Source organism: Streptomyces hamibioticus (genome assembly GCF_047946815.1).
Taxonomy (GTDB): Bacteria; Actinomycetota; Actinomycetes; order Streptomycetales; family Streptomycetaceae; genus Streptomyces.
In genome coordinates, this window is the sequence record NZ_JBKKQY010000001.1 from 1336858 (window position 1) to 1351717 (window position 14860).

At 73.8% G+C, this 14860-nt stretch carries 10 protein-coding genes and 1 pseudogene; 1 reads left to right on the forward strand and 10 read right to left on the reverse strand.

What is annotated here, in order from left to right; genetic code table 11:
- Positions 1-9 precede the first annotated feature (9 nt).
- Together ACLGIH_RS06085 and ACLGIH_RS06090 are read right to left on the reverse strand one after the other, a co-directional pair.
- A pseudogene (locus ACLGIH_RS06085) lies at positions 10-1508 on the reverse strand (AlkA N-terminal domain-containing protein).
- Between the two features lie 61 nt (positions 1509-1569).
- Positions 1570-3504, reverse strand: a complete 1935-nt coding sequence (locus ACLGIH_RS06090; RefSeq protein WP_416524180.1) for a heavy metal translocating P-type ATPase — start codon at positions 3502-3504, stop codon at positions 1570-1572.
- Positions 3505-3584: 80 nt separating this feature from the next.
- Between ACLGIH_RS06090 and ACLGIH_RS06095 the strand changes: the two genes are divergently transcribed.
- A complete protein-coding gene (locus ACLGIH_RS06095) occupies positions 3585-3947 on the forward strand; it encodes an ArsR/SmtB family transcription factor (protein ID WP_416524181.1) in 363 nt (120 codons plus the stop codon).
- Here ACLGIH_RS06095 and ACLGIH_RS06100 read toward each other — a convergent pair.
- The 8 genes from ACLGIH_RS06100 to ACLGIH_RS06135 all read right to left on the reverse strand — a co-directional run bounded on the left by ACLGIH_RS06100 (position 3928) and on the right by ACLGIH_RS06135 (position 14850).
- Positions 3928-4806 carry a DUF72 domain-containing protein gene (locus tag ACLGIH_RS06100; RefSeq protein ID WP_416524182.1) on the reverse strand — a complete coding sequence of 293 codons (879 nt, stop codon included), beginning with the start codon at positions 4804-4806 and terminating at the stop codon, positions 3928-3930. The genes ACLGIH_RS06095 and ACLGIH_RS06100 overlap by 20 nt on opposite strands.
- Before the next feature lie 35 nt (positions 4807-4841).
- Complete coding sequence (locus ACLGIH_RS06105) at positions 4842-8756, reverse strand: glycoside hydrolase family 2 TIM barrel-domain containing protein (RefSeq protein ID WP_416524183.1); 3915 nt, start codon at positions 8754-8756, stop codon at positions 4842-4844.
- 271 nt (positions 8757-9027) lie between these two features.
- Positions 9028-9711 carry an ABC transporter ATP-binding protein gene (locus tag ACLGIH_RS06110; protein ID WP_416524184.1) on the reverse strand — a complete coding sequence of 228 codons (684 nt, stop codon included), beginning with the start codon at positions 9709-9711 and terminating at the stop codon, positions 9028-9030.
- Positions 9704-10636 carry an ABC transporter ATP-binding protein gene (locus ACLGIH_RS06115; protein ID WP_416529302.1) on the reverse strand — a complete coding sequence of 311 codons (933 nt, stop codon included), beginning with the start codon at positions 10634-10636 and terminating at the stop codon, positions 9704-9706. Before ACLGIH_RS06115 ends, ACLGIH_RS06110 begins: the two co-directional genes overlap by 8 nt.
- 71 nt (positions 10637-10707) lie before the next feature.
- Positions 10708-11598 carry an ABC transporter permease gene (locus ACLGIH_RS06120; protein ID WP_416524185.1) on the reverse strand — a complete coding sequence of 297 codons (891 nt, stop codon included), beginning with the start codon at positions 11596-11598 and terminating at the stop codon, positions 10708-10710.
- Positions 11588-12556 (reverse strand): ABC transporter permease, encoded by a 969-nt coding sequence (locus ACLGIH_RS06125; protein WP_416524186.1) that lies wholly within the window; start codon positions 12554-12556, stop codon positions 11588-11590. The genes ACLGIH_RS06120 and ACLGIH_RS06125 overlap by 11 nt, the downstream gene beginning before the upstream one ends.
- 32 nt (positions 12557-12588) lie before the next feature.
- On the reverse strand, positions 12589-14184 hold the full coding sequence (locus tag ACLGIH_RS06130; protein ID WP_416524187.1) for an ABC transporter substrate-binding protein: 1596 nt from the start codon (positions 14182-14184) through the stop codon (positions 12589-12591).
- A 135-nt stretch (positions 14185-14319) separates the two neighbouring features.
- The gene (locus ACLGIH_RS06135) at positions 14320-14850 is read right to left on the reverse strand and encodes an O-acetyl-ADP-ribose deacetylase (RefSeq protein ID WP_416529303.1); all 531 of its coding nucleotides are present in this window, start codon (positions 14848-14850) and stop codon (positions 14320-14322) included.
- Positions 14851-14860 lie beyond the last annotated feature (10 nt).

Consider the following 14860-nt stretch of genomic DNA (forward strand, 5'->3'; position numbering starts at 1 on the left):
CTGCTTACCTCACACGGGCAGGAAGTTGATCGGGTGGCTGTCGGTCGCCCACAGGTACTGGACGGCGTACGCCCGCCAGGGCCGCCAGGTGGCCGCGCGGGCGGTGAGCGCCGTCAAGGTGGACGGCAGGCCCAGGTCCTGGGCGGCGCGGCGGATGCCGAGGTCGGTGGGGAGGAAGGCGTCGGGGTCGCCGAGGGCGCGCATGGCGATGACGTCGGCCGTCCAGGGGCCGAAGCCGGGCAGGGCGAGGAGGCGTTCGCGGGTCTCGGCCCAGTCGCTCTCGACGCCGAGGTGGAGGGAGCCGTCGGCGAGGTGGCGGACGAGGGTGGTGAAGGTCGTGCGGCGGCTGCGCGGCATGGCCAGGGTCTCCGGGTCCACCTCCGCCAGTGCCCGGGTCGAGGGGAAGAGGTGGGTGAGGCCACCCTCGGGGTCGTCCACCGGTTCGCCGTGCGCGGTGACCAGGCGGGCGGCGTGGGTGCGGGCGGCGGCCGTGGAGACCTGCTGGCCGAGCACCGCCCGGACGGCGAACTCCGCCGCGTCGACCGTGCCTGGCACCCGGCGGCCGGGGGCCTTGTCGACCAGGGGCGCGAGGAGCGGATCGGTGCGCAGTTGTGCGTCGATCGCGACCGGGTCGGCGTCCAGGTCGAGCATCCGGCGGCAGCGGCTGGTGGCGACCGGCAGGTCCCGCAGATCGGTGAGGGTCAGCCGGCAGGCGATGTGGTCGGGCTTCGGGGTGAGCGCGACGAGGCCGTGGCCGTACGGCAGTCTGAGGGTGCGCCGGTAGGTGCCGGTGGGGGCACCGCCCACGCCGTCAAGGCAGTGGGGGAGCCATTCCTCCACGCCGGGTACGGCTGTGGCGGCGAGGTGGCCGAAGAGGTTGTCGGGGTTGAGGGGGGCGCGGAACGGCAGGCGCAGGGGAGGGCGCCCGGGGTGCGCGCGGCGGTGCGGGGGCGCCGGTCGCGCAGGTCGGTCGGGGAAAGGGCGTAGACCTCGCGCACGGTGTCGTTGAAGGTGCGGATGGAGGAGAAGCCCGCGGCGAAGGCGATCTCGGCCATCGGCAGCGGGGTCGTCTCGATGAGCAGGCGGGCGGTCTGGGCGCGCTGGGCGCGGGCGAGCGCGAGAGGGCCCGCGCCCAGCTCGGCGAGCAGCCGGCGTTCGATCTGCCGGGTGCTGTAGCCGAGCCGGGCGGCGAGGCCGGGCACTCCGTCGCGGTCCACCACGCCGTCGGCGATCAGCCGCATGGCGCGGGCGGTGAGGTCGGCGCGCCCGTTCCACTCCGGGGAGCCTGGGGTGGTGTCGGGCCGGCACCGCTTGCAGGCCCGGAACCCGGCCTGCTGGCAGGCCGCCGCGCTCGGGTGGAACGTCATGTTCTCCGGCTTCGGCGGCACCACGGGGCAGCTGGGCCGGCAGTAGATGCCGGTGGTCAGGACGGCGGTGAAGAACCAGCCGTCGAACCGCGCGTCCTTGGACCGCACCGCGCGGACGCAGCGCTCGGTGTCGGTGTGCATCCCCTTCTGCATGCGTCCAGCATGGGCCTGTGGCCCCGCCGGGGCTGGCGAGAATCCGACGTCAACCTCGCGCTTCCTGGGCCTCGCCGGACCGCCAGGCCTTCTCCCGCAGCAGCCGCAGGCCGTTGAGGCCGACCAGCACGGTGGAACCCTCGTGCCCGGCGACGCCGAGCGGCAGCGGCAGGTGCCCGATGAGGTCCCACAGGACCAGGACGGTGATGCAGGTGCCCGCGATGACCAGGTTCTGCACCACCAGCCGGCGGGCGCGCCGGGACAGCCGTACGACCGCCGGTACGGCCGTCAGCTCGTCGCGGACCACGACCGCGTCCGCCGTCTCCAGCGCCAGGTCGGAGCCGGCCCGTCCCATGGCGATGCCGGCGTGCGCGGCGGCGAGCGCCGGGGCGTCGTTGACGCCGTCGCCGACGAAGAGCACCTTGCGGCTGGCGCGCTCCAGTTCCCGTACGGCGCTGACCTTGCCCTCGGGCAGCAGGTCGGCGCGGACGTCGGTGATGCCGGTGGCGTCGGCGACGCGGGCGGCGGCGCGGGCGTTGTCGCCGGTGAGGAGGGCGGGGGCGGTGCCGGTCAGGGCGGTGAGCGCGGCGGTGGCCCCGGCGGCGTCGACGCGGAGGCGGTCGGTGAGGGCGAGGGTGCCGACGGGGACGCCGTCGCGGAGCACCTCGACGGTCGTCTCGTCGCCCTCGGGGGCCTGAGCGCGGCCGACCCGCACCTCGTGGTCGCCGACGACCGCGGTCACGCCCTGCCCGGGGATCGCCGCGAAGTCCCGGGCCTCGGCGGTTCGAAGCCCCCGGGCGCGGGCGGCGGCGACGACGGCGCGGGCCAGCGGGTGCTCGCTGGGGTGCTCGGCGGCGGCGGCCAGCGCCAGCAGGGCGTCCTCGTCGAGGCCGGAGCCCGGCAGCGGGCGTACGGCCGTGACCTCCGGGGTGCCCTCGGTGAGGGTGCCGGTCTTGTCCAGGGCGGTGGTGTCGATCTCGCCGAGTCGTTCCATGGCGACCGCCGACTTCACCAGGACGCCGTGCCGGCCGGCGTTGGCGATGGCCGACAACAGCGGCGGCATGGTGGCGAGGACGACCGCGCACGGCGAGGCGACGATCATGAAGGTCATGGCGCGCAGCAGGGCGTCGGCGAGGTCGGCGCCGAAGGCGAGCGGGATGCCGAAGACGGCGAGGGTGGCGACGACCACGCCGACCGCGTAGCGCTGCTCGATCTTCTCGATGAACAGCTGGGTCGGGGCCTTGGTGCGGGAGGCCTCCTCGACCAGGGTGACGATGCGGGCGATCACCGAGTCGGCGGCGTCGCGCCCGACGCGGACGCGCAGCGCGCCGGTGCCGTTGAGGGTGCCGGCGAACACGTCGTCGCCGGGCTGCTTGAGGACGGGGAGGGACTCGCCGGTGATGGTGGCCTGGTCGGCCTCGCTGGTGCCGTCGGCCACGGTGCCGTCGGCGCCGATCCGCTCCCCCGGCCGGACCAGCACGAGGTCACCGACGCGCAGTTCGGCGGTGGGGACGGTCTCCTCGCGGCCGTCCTCGGTCAGGCGGGTGGCCGTGGTGGGGGCGAGGTCGAGCAGGCCGCGCACGGAGTCGGCGGTGCGGGCAGTGGCCAGGGCCTCCAGGGCGCCGGAGGTGGCGAAGATGACGATCAGCAGGGCGCCGTCGAGGACCTGCCCGATGGCCGCCGCGCCGAGGGCGGCGACGATCATCAGCAGGTCGACGTCCAGGGTCTTTTCGCGCAGCGCCCGCAGGCCTTCCAGCGCCGGTTCCCAGCCGCCGGCGAGGTAGGCGACGGCGTAGAGCGGGCCGTACGCCCAGGCGGTGGAGCCGGTGAGGTCGAGGGCGAGGCCGAGCAGGAAGGCGATCAGCGAGACGAGCGCCCAGCGGGCCTCGGGCAGGGCGAGGACGCGGGTGCGGCGGCGGGGCGCCGGGCGGGCGGACGACGGGACGGGAGTGGGAGCGAGCGTTGTGGACACGCGCAGCACCATACAGGAATAGATGAAGACCCGTTCATCCGTTCATTCGTTCACTCGTTCATGTGCGCAGGGGGCGTGCGTAAGATGAGCGCATGGGTCATGGAGCCGTCACCGCCGCGCAGGACGCCGCCGCACGGGTGCGCCTGGACGCGGAGAACGTCGCGAAGGTCGCCACCACGCTCCAGGCCCTGTCCACGCCCTCCCGGCTGCTGATCCTGGCCCGGCTGCGCGAAGGACCGCTGCCCGCCACCGAGTTGGCGGCCGAGGTCGGCATGGAGCAGTCGGCCTGCTCCCACCAGCTGCGGCTGCTGCGCAACCTGGGCCTCGTGGTGGGAGAGCGCCGCGGCCGGTCGGTGGTGTACGCGCTGCACGACCACCACGTCGCCGAGCTGCTGGACCAGGCCGTGTACCACGTGGAGCACCTGCGGCTGGGGATCAGCGACGCGGCCCGGTGAGCAGCCCGCCCATCGTCTCGGCGGCGCGTACGGCGGCGTCCGCGCAGCAGTTGTTGAACAGCACGTGCAGCTCGTCCGCCTGCCGGGCGGCGCGCCGCAGGCGGGGCGCCCAGGCGGCCAGTTCGGCGGCGGAGTAGTCGTACCGGAACCGGTCCTCCTTGCTGCCCCTCCCCCAGGCGCGGCTGCGCCCGTGGAACCGGACGACGGCGAGGCCGGACCGGGTGACCGGCAGCACGGGCGGCAGTGAGCCGGGCAGGCCCTGCGCCATGTCGGTGCCGACGGCCGTCGCGCCGAGGGCGGTCAGCAGCGCGCAGGTGGCGTCGGCGCGTTCGGCCTGCCACCACCCCGGGTGCCGGAACTCCACGGCGATCGGCCAGCCCTCCGTGCGCCGGGCGCAGGCTTCGAGGGTCTCCTCGGCGGGGCCGCCGGGTGCGAACCACGGCGGGAACTGGAACAGCACGGTGCCCAGCCGCCCGGCCTTCCGCAGTGGCTCCACCGCCTCGGCGAACCGTCCCCACACCTCGTCCAGCAGCGCCTCGCCCGTCCGCCCGCGCCGCAGCGCGCCGGGGTCCGCCCCGCGCAGGTCGGCGGGGAGCGCCTCGACGCGCGTGGGGTGGCCGGTCAGCAGCGAGAAGGCCTTGACGTCGAAGCGGAAGCCCTCCGGGGTGCGCTCCACCCACAGTTCGCTGTTGCGCCGGCTCGGCAACGCATAGTACCCGGCGTCCACTTCGACCACGGGCAGCCGGGAGGCGTAGTGCCTGAGCCGCCCCTCGGCGTCCCGTCGTCCGCGCGGATACCAGCCGCTCGCGACGAGTTGCCGGTCCGTCCAGGAACACGCTCCGACCCGTACGTCACTCATGGGAGCCCGGTTACCCCGGGCTCCCGCACGGACCCCTAGTCGGTCGCCGTGGGCCGCCGCGAGGCCGCCATCGCCTCCTTCACGTCGGTCAGCGGGCGCAGCCGGTAGGTGTAGGAGTAGTCGCGGTCGGCGAACAGTTTGAACTCGTCGTGGGTGTGCGCACCCCAGCTGTTGTCGCCGCCGACGCCCATCTGCCGGTGGTTCAGCCGCAGGACGACCGCCTCCCTGGGCGTGAGCTGGTAGTCGTGGCGCAGGCCGGCCGACAGGTCCTCCGGAGTGAAGTGCGAGGCGTTGACCTCCAGCAGGGGCTCACCGGTGGCGAGCAGGCCGGCGCCGCGGCGGTCGGTGAGGGCGACCCAGCGCACATCGGTCTTGTTGCCGTTCTCCTGCGGGCGGATGTACGGCGTCCACTGCTCGGCGACGGTTCCCGAGTACAGGCCCACGTCGGTGCCGGTGTTGCGGTCCCAGTGGTTCTCCTCGGGGCCGCGGCCGTACCAGTGCAGCCGGTCCAGGCCCCGCGGCAGGAACAGCATCGTGCCGACCTCGGGGAGGTACGGCAGGTTCGCGGCGCCCGGGTGCAGGGTGTTGTCGACCTTGATCTCGCCGTTGCCGAACACCGTGTAGGTGGTGGTGTACGTCGACTCGGTCGTGGTCGGCAGCGTGCCGCCGACCTTGATCTCGACGGCGCGCTCGCCGAGGGCGCGCACCTTCACTTCCGTCACCTCGCGCCGGGCCCCGGCGTCCCGCCAGGTCTGGTTGCGCAGGTGCTGGCCGTTGCCGCGGTCGTTGTCGGTGGGTGCCCGCCAGAAGTTGGGCACGGGCCCGGAGGTGATCAGCCGGGTGCCCTTCGCCTCGTAGGAGGTGATGGTGCCGCTGCGCTTGTCGACGGTGACCGAGAAGCCGCGGCCGTCGACCGTGACCTCGTCGTCGCCGTCGCGGTGGCGCAGGGCGGGGACGCGGTCCAGGGGCACGGGGGTCACGGCGGGGACGTCCGCGTCGAGCGGGAGCTGCTGCCGGGCGACCTCGAAGCCGGCCTTCGCCCAGGGAGTGGGCTCCTTGGTGGTGAAGGACAGCCGGAGGAAGAACTCGGTGCCCGGCGCCGGGTCGGCCGGCAGCCGGACGGGCACGGTGATGTCCTTCTCGGCCAGCGGCTCCACGTCCAGCTGGTCCCGGGTGAGCCGTCCGCGCCGTACGGCCCTGCCGTCGGCGACGAGTTCCCAGTGTCCGTCGAACTCGCGCAGGCCGGTGAAGAGGTACTCGTTGACGAGCGTGACCGCGCCCGGGCCGCCGGGCCGCTTGTGGACGTTGATCGCCTGGTGGACGCGCTTGATCTCGGCGGCCTTGCCGGTGTGGCCGCGGTCGGCGGTGACGATGCCGTTGGCGACGAAGTTGCCGTCGTTGGGGTTGTCGCCCCAGTCGCCGCCGTAGGCGAGGAAGGTCTTCTCCTCCGGCCGCTTGCGTTCCACCTCGACGGTCGCCGCGTCGAACCAGAACCGCACGCCCTCGTCGCCGGGGCCGCGGTCGTCGTCGGCGAGTTCGGCGGCGGTCAGGGCGCGGGCGTGGACGCGGGCGCGGCGGATGGTGCCGCTGAACTCGCGGACCTGGTTGTCGGCGTCGGTGGCGAGGGCGAGGGGCGCGGTGTTGACGTCCGGCCGCCGGTCGGTGGTGCGGGTCGCCCGCCGGGTGCCGTCGGCGTACAGGGTGAGGGTGCCGGCGTCCGCGTCGAAGACGCCCGCGATGTGGTGCTCGCGGCCGGTCCAGTCGTCCGGCACCGTCCAGCCGGCGGTGATCCACTGGCCGCCGGAGTGGATGAAGAACTCCAGCGTCCGGTTGTTCTGCTTCAGGGCGTACTGGGTGTCGCCCTTGGCGATGATCGGCTGGTGGTAGCCGGTGACGCCCGGGGTGACCCAGGCCTCCAGCGTGAGCGAGCCGGTGAGGTCCAGGCGCTCGTCGCGGGCGAAGACGGTGCCGCCGGACAGGCCCTTGCCGGGCTCGAAGGTGCCGGACGCGGCGAGGATCTCACCGCGCAGCCGGGCGGGGCCGGTCTCGGTGAGCAGGGTGCGCCGCGGGACCGGCCGGCGCAGTGACTGGTCGGCGAAGTCCCAGATCCAGCCGCCCTGCAGGACGTCGTGGCGGCGGACGAGGTCCCAGTACTCGGTGAAGTTGCCGTTGGAGTTCCCCATCGCGTGGGAGTACTCGATCATCACGTACGGCCGGGTGTCGGAGGTGTTCTTCGCCCGCTGCTCGACGCGCTGGGGCGAGTCGTACATCTCCGAGCGGATGTCGCTGACGCCCGGGCGGTCGTCGCCCTCGTACTGGATGACGCGGGTGGGGTCGTAGGAGCGGATCCAGTCGTGCATGGCGGTGAAGGTGCTGCCGCCGCCGGCCTCGTTGCCGAGTGACCAGATGACGACCGAGGCGTGGTTCTTGTCGCGGTGGACCATGTTCTGCGCGCGGGCCACACAGGCTTCGGTCCACTCGGGGTGGTCGCCGGGGTACTCGTCGCGGATGCCGTGGGTCTCCAGGTTGGTCTCGTCCACGAGGTAGAGGCCGTACTCGTCGGCGAGTTCGTACCACAGCGGGTTGTTCGGGTAGTGCGAGGTGCGGACGCTGTTCATGTTCAGCCGCTTGATGACCTCGATGTCCTCGATCATGTCCTGGCGGGTGAGCGCCAGGCCGCGCTCCGGGTGCATTTCGTGCCGGTTGGTGCCGCGGAAGGAGACGGGCTTGCCGTTGATGCGCATCAGCCCGTCCCGAAGCGCGAACTCACGGAAGCCGACGCGGTGCGAGAGGGTCTCGATCACCTTTCCGGCCGGGTCCCGCAGGCGCAGCACGGCGGTGTAGAGGTGCGGGTGCTCGGCGGACCAGAGCCTGGGCGAGCGCACGGCCTTGGCGGCCCGGACGGTGACGTCCTGGCCGGCGCGCACCGTGCCGAGGTCGGCGGGCTGCTGGAGCGGGCGGGACCAGACGGCGTGGCCGCCGGCGTCGTAGAGCTGGGTCTCGACGCTGTACCGGCCGGCGTCGCCGCCGCCGTAGGCGCGCACGCTCGCGGTGACGGACAGCTCGGCGTCGCTGTAGGTGTCGTTCAGCGGGGTGTCCAGCTTGAAGTCGCGCAGGTGCACGGCCGGGGTGGAGTACAGGTAGACCGAGCGGAAGATGCCGCTCAACCGGATCATGTCCTGGTCCTCCAGCCAGTCGCCGTCGGAGTAGCGGTAGACCTCGACGGCGATCTGGTTGGTGTCGGGCTTCAGGTGGTCGGTGATGTCGTACTCGGAGGGAGTGAAGGAGTCCTCGTCGTAGCCGACCGGGTGGCCGTTGATCCACACGTAGTGCGCGGACTTGACGCCCTCGAAGTGCAGGAAGGTGCGGCGGCCCGCCCAGTCGCGGGGGACGGTGAAGGTGCGCCGGTACTGGCCGACGGGGTTGTAGCGGGTCGGCGGGGCCGGGGGCTGCGGATCCTCGCCCCGGCCGTTGGGGCCCCAGTACGGGTAGGTGACGTTCAGGTAGATCGGGAAGTCGTGGCCGTGCAGCTGCCAGACGGAGGGCACCGGGATGGTCTCCCAGTCGCCGTCGTCCAGGTCGGTGCGGTGGAAGTCCGGGTCGCGGTCGTCGGGGCGGTCGGCGTAGGCGAACTTCCAGGTGCCGTCGAGGCTCAGGCGGTACGGCGAGCGGGTGCGGTCGCCGGCCAGGGCCTGGGGGACGTCCGCGTAGGGCATGAGCGTGGTGTGCGGCGGCTCGGTGCCGAGCCGGAAGACGCCGAAGTCGTGCCAGGCCGGAGGAGCGTCGGGGGCGGCGGGGGCGCGCCGTCCCGTCGCGTGCGCCGCGGTGGGCGACGCGGACAGCGCCAGGGCGCCGAACACTGCGGCCCCGCCTTCCAGCAGCCGGCGGCGGCTGACCAGCGGACGGGGCCGGGGGGCCTGGGGGGTGGGTGACACGGGCGAGGGCGACATGACCGTGGCCTTCCGTGGGCGTCGGTTGGGGGCGGCTCAACGCACGGTGCTCGTCGGCAGTTGACAGCGGGCCGGATCGTAACTGCCGGTGATGGGGCGACGACTGAGTCAGCCACACACCCTAGAACTCGCACACAACCGAATCAATCACCGCGTCGGACTCTGTGCGTTCCTGAGAGGCCCGAGGGTCGACGACCGGCCACCGCGGGGTGCGGAACGCGACACGGAGCCGGGCGGCCGCCCGGGATGCGCCGAGCGGGCGGCGGGCGTCCTACCGGACCACCGCCTTCCCGGGGGCGACGGCGGTCAGGTCCGTGAACTGGACGGTGCGGTCGCACCAGCGGTCGAGCAGGGTGCGGTCGTGGCCGACGGCCAGCAGGCCCGCGCCGGTCTCGGCGCGGTAGTCCTCCACGACCCGGACCAGGGCGGCGGTGGTCGAGGCGTCGAGCATCGCCGTCATCTCGTCGCAGACCAGCCAGCGCGGGCGCAGCACCAGGGCGCGGGCGAGGCAGGCGCGCTGGAGCTGGCCGTCGCTGACCTCGTGCGGCCGCCGGGTGAGCAGATCGCCGGTGAGCCCGACGGTGCCGGCGAGTTCGGCGACGCGGTCGGCGATGCCCTCGCGCCGGCCGGTGGCGCGCAGCGGTTCGGCGATCAGGTCGGTGAGCGCCAGCCGGGGGTCGGCGGACAGCCGCGCCTGCTGGAAGACGACGCCGAACGCCGTGCGCAGCTCGCGCGGGGCGCGGTGGCGCCAGCGGCGTACGGGTTCGCCGTCGACGACGACGGTGCCGGCGTCGGGCCGGTGCAGCAGGGCCGCGACCCGGGCGAGGGTGGACTTGCCGCAGCCGCTGGGGCCGAGCAGCCCGACGGCCTCGCCGGGGGCGACGGTGAGCGAGACGTCCCGGATCACCGGGGCGTTCCTGGTGTATCCGGCGGTGATGTCGCGCAGGTCAAGCACGGTCGGCGGCCTCCGTCAGAGCGGCGTGCGGGTGGTGGCAGGCGACCGTGCCGGACAGCGGCGGCAGCACCGAGCAGGCGTCGGTCGCGCGGTCGCAGCGGGCGGCGAAGGCGCAGCCCGCGGGGAGGGCGCCGAGTTCGGGCGGCAGGCCGGGGATGGGGGTGAAGGCGCGGTCGGGCAGCGCCTGGAGCAGGCCGCGGCTGTAGGGGTGGCGGGGGCCGGGGTCGCCGAAGAAGGCGGTGGCGTCGGCGAGTTCGACGATGCGGCCGGCGTACATCACGGCGACGCGGTCGGCGATGCGTTCGGCGGCGGCCAGGTCGTGGGTGATCATGAGCAGGGCGCGGCCGGTTCCGTCCGTGCCGGCGTCGACGTGCCGGCGCAGTTCGTCGACGGTGCGGTCGACCAGGTCCCGGTCGAGCCCGGTGGTGGGCTCGTCGGCGAGCAGCAGCGGGGCGTCGCCGACGAGGGCGAGTGCGGTGGCGGCGCGCTGGGCGAGGCCCCCGGACAGCTCGTGCGGGTGGCGGTCGAGGTGGTCGGCGGGGAACGCGGCGCGTTCGGCGGCGGCCTCGGCGGCGGTGCGCAGGGCCGCGCCGCCCCGGGTGCCGGTCAGTGCCGCGACCGTCTCCTCCAGTTGGGAGCGGATGGTGCGGACGGGTGTGAGGTGGGCGGCCGGACTCTGCGGGACCAGGCCGATCAGCCGCCCGCGCACGGTGCGGGCGAGGGTCCGCTCGTCGGCCGCGAGCAGGTCCAGGTCGCCGAGCAGGGCCCGGCCGGCGGTCTGGGCGTTGCCGGGGAGCAGGCCGAGCAGGGCGGAGGCGAGCACGGACTTGCCGCAGCCGCTCTCGCCGATCAGGGCGAGGCACTCGCCGGCCGCCACGTCGAAGTGCGCGTCGGTGACGGCGGCGATCCGGCGCCCGCCGGGCATGCGGAACCGCACCGACAGTCCGCGCACCGCCAGCACGGGGGCACGCCCGGTCGTCGCGTCGGCTTGGTGGCTCACAGCATCAGCTCCGATCGCCGCCGGGGGTTGATCCGCTCCCGCCAGGCCCCGGCGAGGCCGGCGATGGCGAGGGTGGGGACGATGATGAACAGGCCGGGGAAGAGGGTCGGCCACCACTGGCCCGCGAGCAGCGAGCCCCGCGCGTCCTGGATCAGGTTGCCGAGGCTCGCGGTGTGGGTGGGCAGCCCGAGGCCGAGGAAGGACAGCGCCGACTCGTGCCACATGGCGTGCGGCACCATCAGCACGGCGGCCAGCGCGGCCTGCGGCAGCACCCCGGGCAGCAGGTGGCGTGCCACGACCCGCCGGCGGGAGGCGCCGCCGGAGACGGCGGCGTCGATGTAGGGCCGGGAGCGCAGGGAGAGCACTTCGGCGCGGACGATGCGCGCCGTGGACAGCCAGTGGGTGAGTGCCACCGAGACCACCACCGGCCAGACGCCCGGCCGGAACAGCGCGACGATGAAGATGCCGAGCAGCAGGTGCGGTACGGAGGAGAAGGCGTCGACGACCCGCATGATGCCGCGGTCGAACCAGCCGCCGAGCGCCCCGGCGGCGGCGCCCACCGCGGTGCCGACCACGGTGGCCGTCAGCGCCGCCGCCACGCCGACCAGCAGCGAGACGCGCAGCCCGTACACGCAGCGCAGCAGCAGGTCGCGGCCGACGTCGTCGGTGCCGAAGGGGTGCGCCCAGCTGGGCGGTTGCAGCTTGCCGGACAGGTCGACGGCCTGCTGGTCGAGCTGGACCAGCGGCGGCACGAGGAGCACGGCGAGGACGGTCACGGCCACCAGCACCGCGGAGGTGCGCACGCGCAGGGTGCGGGTGGAGCGGCGGATGCCGCCGCGGGACCGCCAGGTCTTCTCCTCGACGGGAGCGGGGGCCTCACATGTCACTGAGCTTCACCCTCGGGTCGAACAGTCCGTAGAGCAGGTCCGCGAGCAGGTTGCCGGCGAGGACGGCGGCGGTGGCGAGCGTGGTCAGCGCGGCGAGCAGCGGGAAGTCGACGGCGGTGGCTGCCTCGACGGTGGCCGCGGCGATGCCCGGCCAGCTGAAGACGCTCTCCACCAGCAGCGCGCCGGTGATGAGTTCGGGGACGCGGGAGCCGATCAGGGTGAGCACCGGCAGCAGCCCGGACCGCAGGGCGTGGCCGAGCAGGACGGTGCGTTCGCTCAGCCCGCGGGCCCGGGCGCCGCGTACGGGGTCCTCCGCCAGGGCGTCGCCGACGCCCTGGCGCACGTACAGCGTGAACCAGGGCAGCTGGGAGGCGGCGAGCACCCCGGCGGGCAGCACGATGTGGCTCGCGACCTGCCCGAAGGTGACCTGCCGGCTCGCGGTGTCGGTCAGACCGCCGGCCGGGAGTACGTCCCACTGGAGGGCGAAGAGCCACACGGCGAGCAGCGCGATCCAGAAGACCGGCGCCGCCTCCAGGGAGTAGGCGAGCGAGGTCACCGCGCGGTCCAGCAGGGAGCCGGGGCGGCGGGCGGCCAGCACGCCGAGCAGGGTGCCGACGAGGACGGCGACGGCGAAGGCGACGGCGCACAGCAGCGCGGACCACACGAGACGTTCGCCGATCACCTGGGCCACCGGCTGCCGCATCACGGTGGAGTGGCCGAGGTCGCCGGTGAGCGCGGAGGTCAACCAGTGCCACCAGCGGGCGACGAAGGGCTCGCCGACGCCGAGGTTGGCGCGCAGCCGGTCCAGCGTCTCCTGGTCGGCGCCGAGCGCGGCGGTGCCGGCGTAGGCCTTCACGGGGTCGAACGGGGAGGCGGCGGCGATCGCGAACACGGCGAACGTGACGACGACCAGGACGGGGGCGGCGAACAGCGCCCGCCGCCCCGCCAGCCGTGCCATCGCTCCCCAGGGCAGTCGCCCGGGAGCGCGGGTCATTTCTTCGGCTGCCAGTCCTCGATGTTCCACCAGGGGCCGCTGGCGAAGCCGTGCTCGTGCGGTTCGAGCTGGGTGGTCAGGCCGCTCCAGCGGTCGGCGAGCACGTAGAGGTGGTCGATGTGGGTGAGGAAGGTGTACCCGGGGTTCTCGACCAGTTCCTTCTGGATCGTGGCGTAGGCGGCCTCGCGCTCCGTCGGCTCCTGGCTCCGCCTGCCCTGGTCGAGGGCCTTGTCGACCGCCGGGTTGTCGTAGCGGGCCATGTTGTTGAACCCGTCGCCGGCGAGGGAGGAGTGCAGCAGGGTGTAGAGCCCGAAGTCCGGGTCGCCGACGCTGCCGAAGCCGGCGAGCACCGCGTCACGCCCCATCCGCGGCTCGATGACCTCCCAGGTGGCGCCCTCCACCTTCACCTCGATGCCGGCCTTCTTGGCGTCGGAGGCGTAGGCGAGCGCGTGGTCCTGGCGGACCTTGTCGCCCGAGGGGTAGTAGAGGGTGAAGGAGGCGCGCTGCCCGTCCTTGGCGCGGATGCCGTCCTCGCCCGGCTTCCAGCCGGCCTCGTCCAGGATGCGCTTGGCCCCGGCGAGGTCGTGCCGGCGCTCGATGTCCTCGGCGTACCAGGGATCGTCGGCGGGCAGCGGCCCGTAGGCGGGGCGGCTGGCGCCGTTGAGAATTTTGTCGACCATGGCCTGGCGGTCCACGGCCGCGTCCAGGGCCCGCCGGATGGTGCGGTCGCCGGTCACCTTGTTCTCCGTGGGGAGGGTGACGGCCCGGAAGTCGTACGACTTGGCCTGGTACGTGCGCCTGCCGTCGTCCTTGTCGAAGGTGGCGGCCAGGTTGGGCGGGAGGACGGCGCCGTCGAGATCGCCGGAGCGCAGCCGGGTGGCGCGGACGTTGTCGTCCGCGATGATCGCCATGGTGAAGGACGTCACCTTCGGCTTGCCGCCCCAGTAGTGGGGGTTGGCCTTGAAGGTGAGCTTCTCGCCCTTGCTCCAGTTCGCGAGGACGTACGGGCCGGTGCCGACCGGCTCGGTGTTGAAGGAGCCGGTGTTGGGGTCCTGCTTTCCGGCGACGTGCTCGGGGACGATGGGCAGCACCGTGCGCGCCGCGAAGGCGGCGTAAGGGTACTTGAGGGTGAAGACGACCTTGTCCTCGCCGCTCGCCTTGACGCTCTTGACGGCGTCCAGCTCGCTCTTGGCGGTGTTGTTGGTCTTCTCGTCCAGCACGGTGCGGTACGTGTAGACCACGTCGTCGGCGGTGAGCGGCTCGCCGTCGCTGAACTTCACGCCCTTGCGCAGGGTGTAGGTGTAGGTCCGGCCGCCGTCGCCGACCTCGGGCAGCCCGGCCGCGAGGGCGGGCTTCAGCTTCAGGTCGCGGTCGCGGGCCAGCAGCCCGTCGAAGATCTTGGAGTTGCCGTCCTTGCCGTAGCCGAGCAGCGGGCTGAGCGTGTCCGGCTCGGAGGCGACGCCGATGACGACGGAGTCGCCGGCCTTGCCGTCGCCCGCGCCGCCGGAGCCGGCGGGGGCCGAGCAGGCGGTGACGCCCGCGGCCATCGCCGCTGCCGCCGCGGCGGCGGTCCGTATCCGATGGCTGGTCATGTGTCGTCCCCCACGCTTGTTGCCCTGCATCCGTTGTTGCACATCGGATGCAATTAAAGCGTCAACCGGACGCGCCGCGCACGCGGGGGTCCGGGAGGGGAAACGGGCCGAGTCCTGGGCGGGCGCCTCGGCGCCTCAGCGCGGCGGGCCGGCCTGCTCGGCGAACGCCGTGTACGCCCGGTCGTCGAAGAGGACGAACCGGGCCTCCTCGACCGAGGTCCGCGCGGCGCGCACGGTCGTGAGCGCGATGCGGGCCGCGTCGTCCATCGGCCAGCGGTACACCCCGGTGGAGATGGCCGGAAGGGCCACCGTCCGGGCGCCCAGCTCGTCGGCGACGCGCAGTGACTCGCGGTAGCAGGAGGCGAGCAGGTCCGAGCGGTCCTCGGTGGCCGACCAGACCGGGCCGACGGTGTGGATGACCCAGCGCGCGTCGAGGTCGCCCGCGGTGGTGGCGACCGCCCGGCCGGTGGGCAGCCCCTTGCCGTACGTCGAGGCGCGCAGCGCCCGGCACTCCCGGAGGATCGCGGGGCCGCCGCGTCGGTGGATGGCGCCGTCGACGCCGCCTCCGCCGAGCAGGGAGGAGTTGGCCGCGTTCACGATCGCGTCGGCGCGCTCGCGGGTGATGTCGCCCCGGACCAGCGTGATCCTGGGCCTGCCCGCCGTCATGTCCGCCTCG

Excerpts from the sequence above, each read along its gene's own strand:
- ACLGIH_RS06130 (WP_416524187.1), bottom strand. The coding sequence starts at position 14,184 with ATGACCAGCCATCGGATACGGACCGCCGCCGCGGCGGCAGCGGCGATG.
- ACLGIH_RS06135 (WP_416529303.1), bottom strand. The coding sequence starts at position 14,850 with ATGACGGCGGGCAGGCCCAGGATCACGCTGGTCCGGGGCGACATCACC.
- ACLGIH_RS06115 (WP_416529302.1), bottom strand. The coding sequence starts at position 10,636 with ATGCCCGGCGGGCGCCGGATCGCCGCCGTCACCGACGCGCACTTCGAC.
- ACLGIH_RS06100 (WP_416524182.1), bottom strand. The coding sequence starts at position 4,806 with ATGAGTGACGTACGGGTCGGAGCGTGTTCCTGGACGGACCGGCAACTC.
- ACLGIH_RS06095 (WP_416524181.1), top strand. The coding sequence starts at position 3,585 with ATGGGTCATGGAGCCGTCACCGCCGCGCAGGACGCCGCCGCACGGGTG.
- ACLGIH_RS06105 (WP_416524183.1), bottom strand. The coding sequence starts at position 8,756 with ATGTCGCCCTCGCCCGTGTCACCCACCCCCCAGGCCCCCCGGCCCCGT.
- ACLGIH_RS06090 (WP_416524180.1), bottom strand. The coding sequence starts at position 3,504 with ATGGTGCTGCGCGTGTCCACAACGCTCGCTCCCACTCCCGTCCCGTCG.
- ACLGIH_RS06125 (WP_416524186.1), bottom strand. The coding sequence starts at position 12,556 with ATGGCACGGCTGGCGGGGCGGCGGGCGCTGTTCGCCGCCCCCGTCCTG.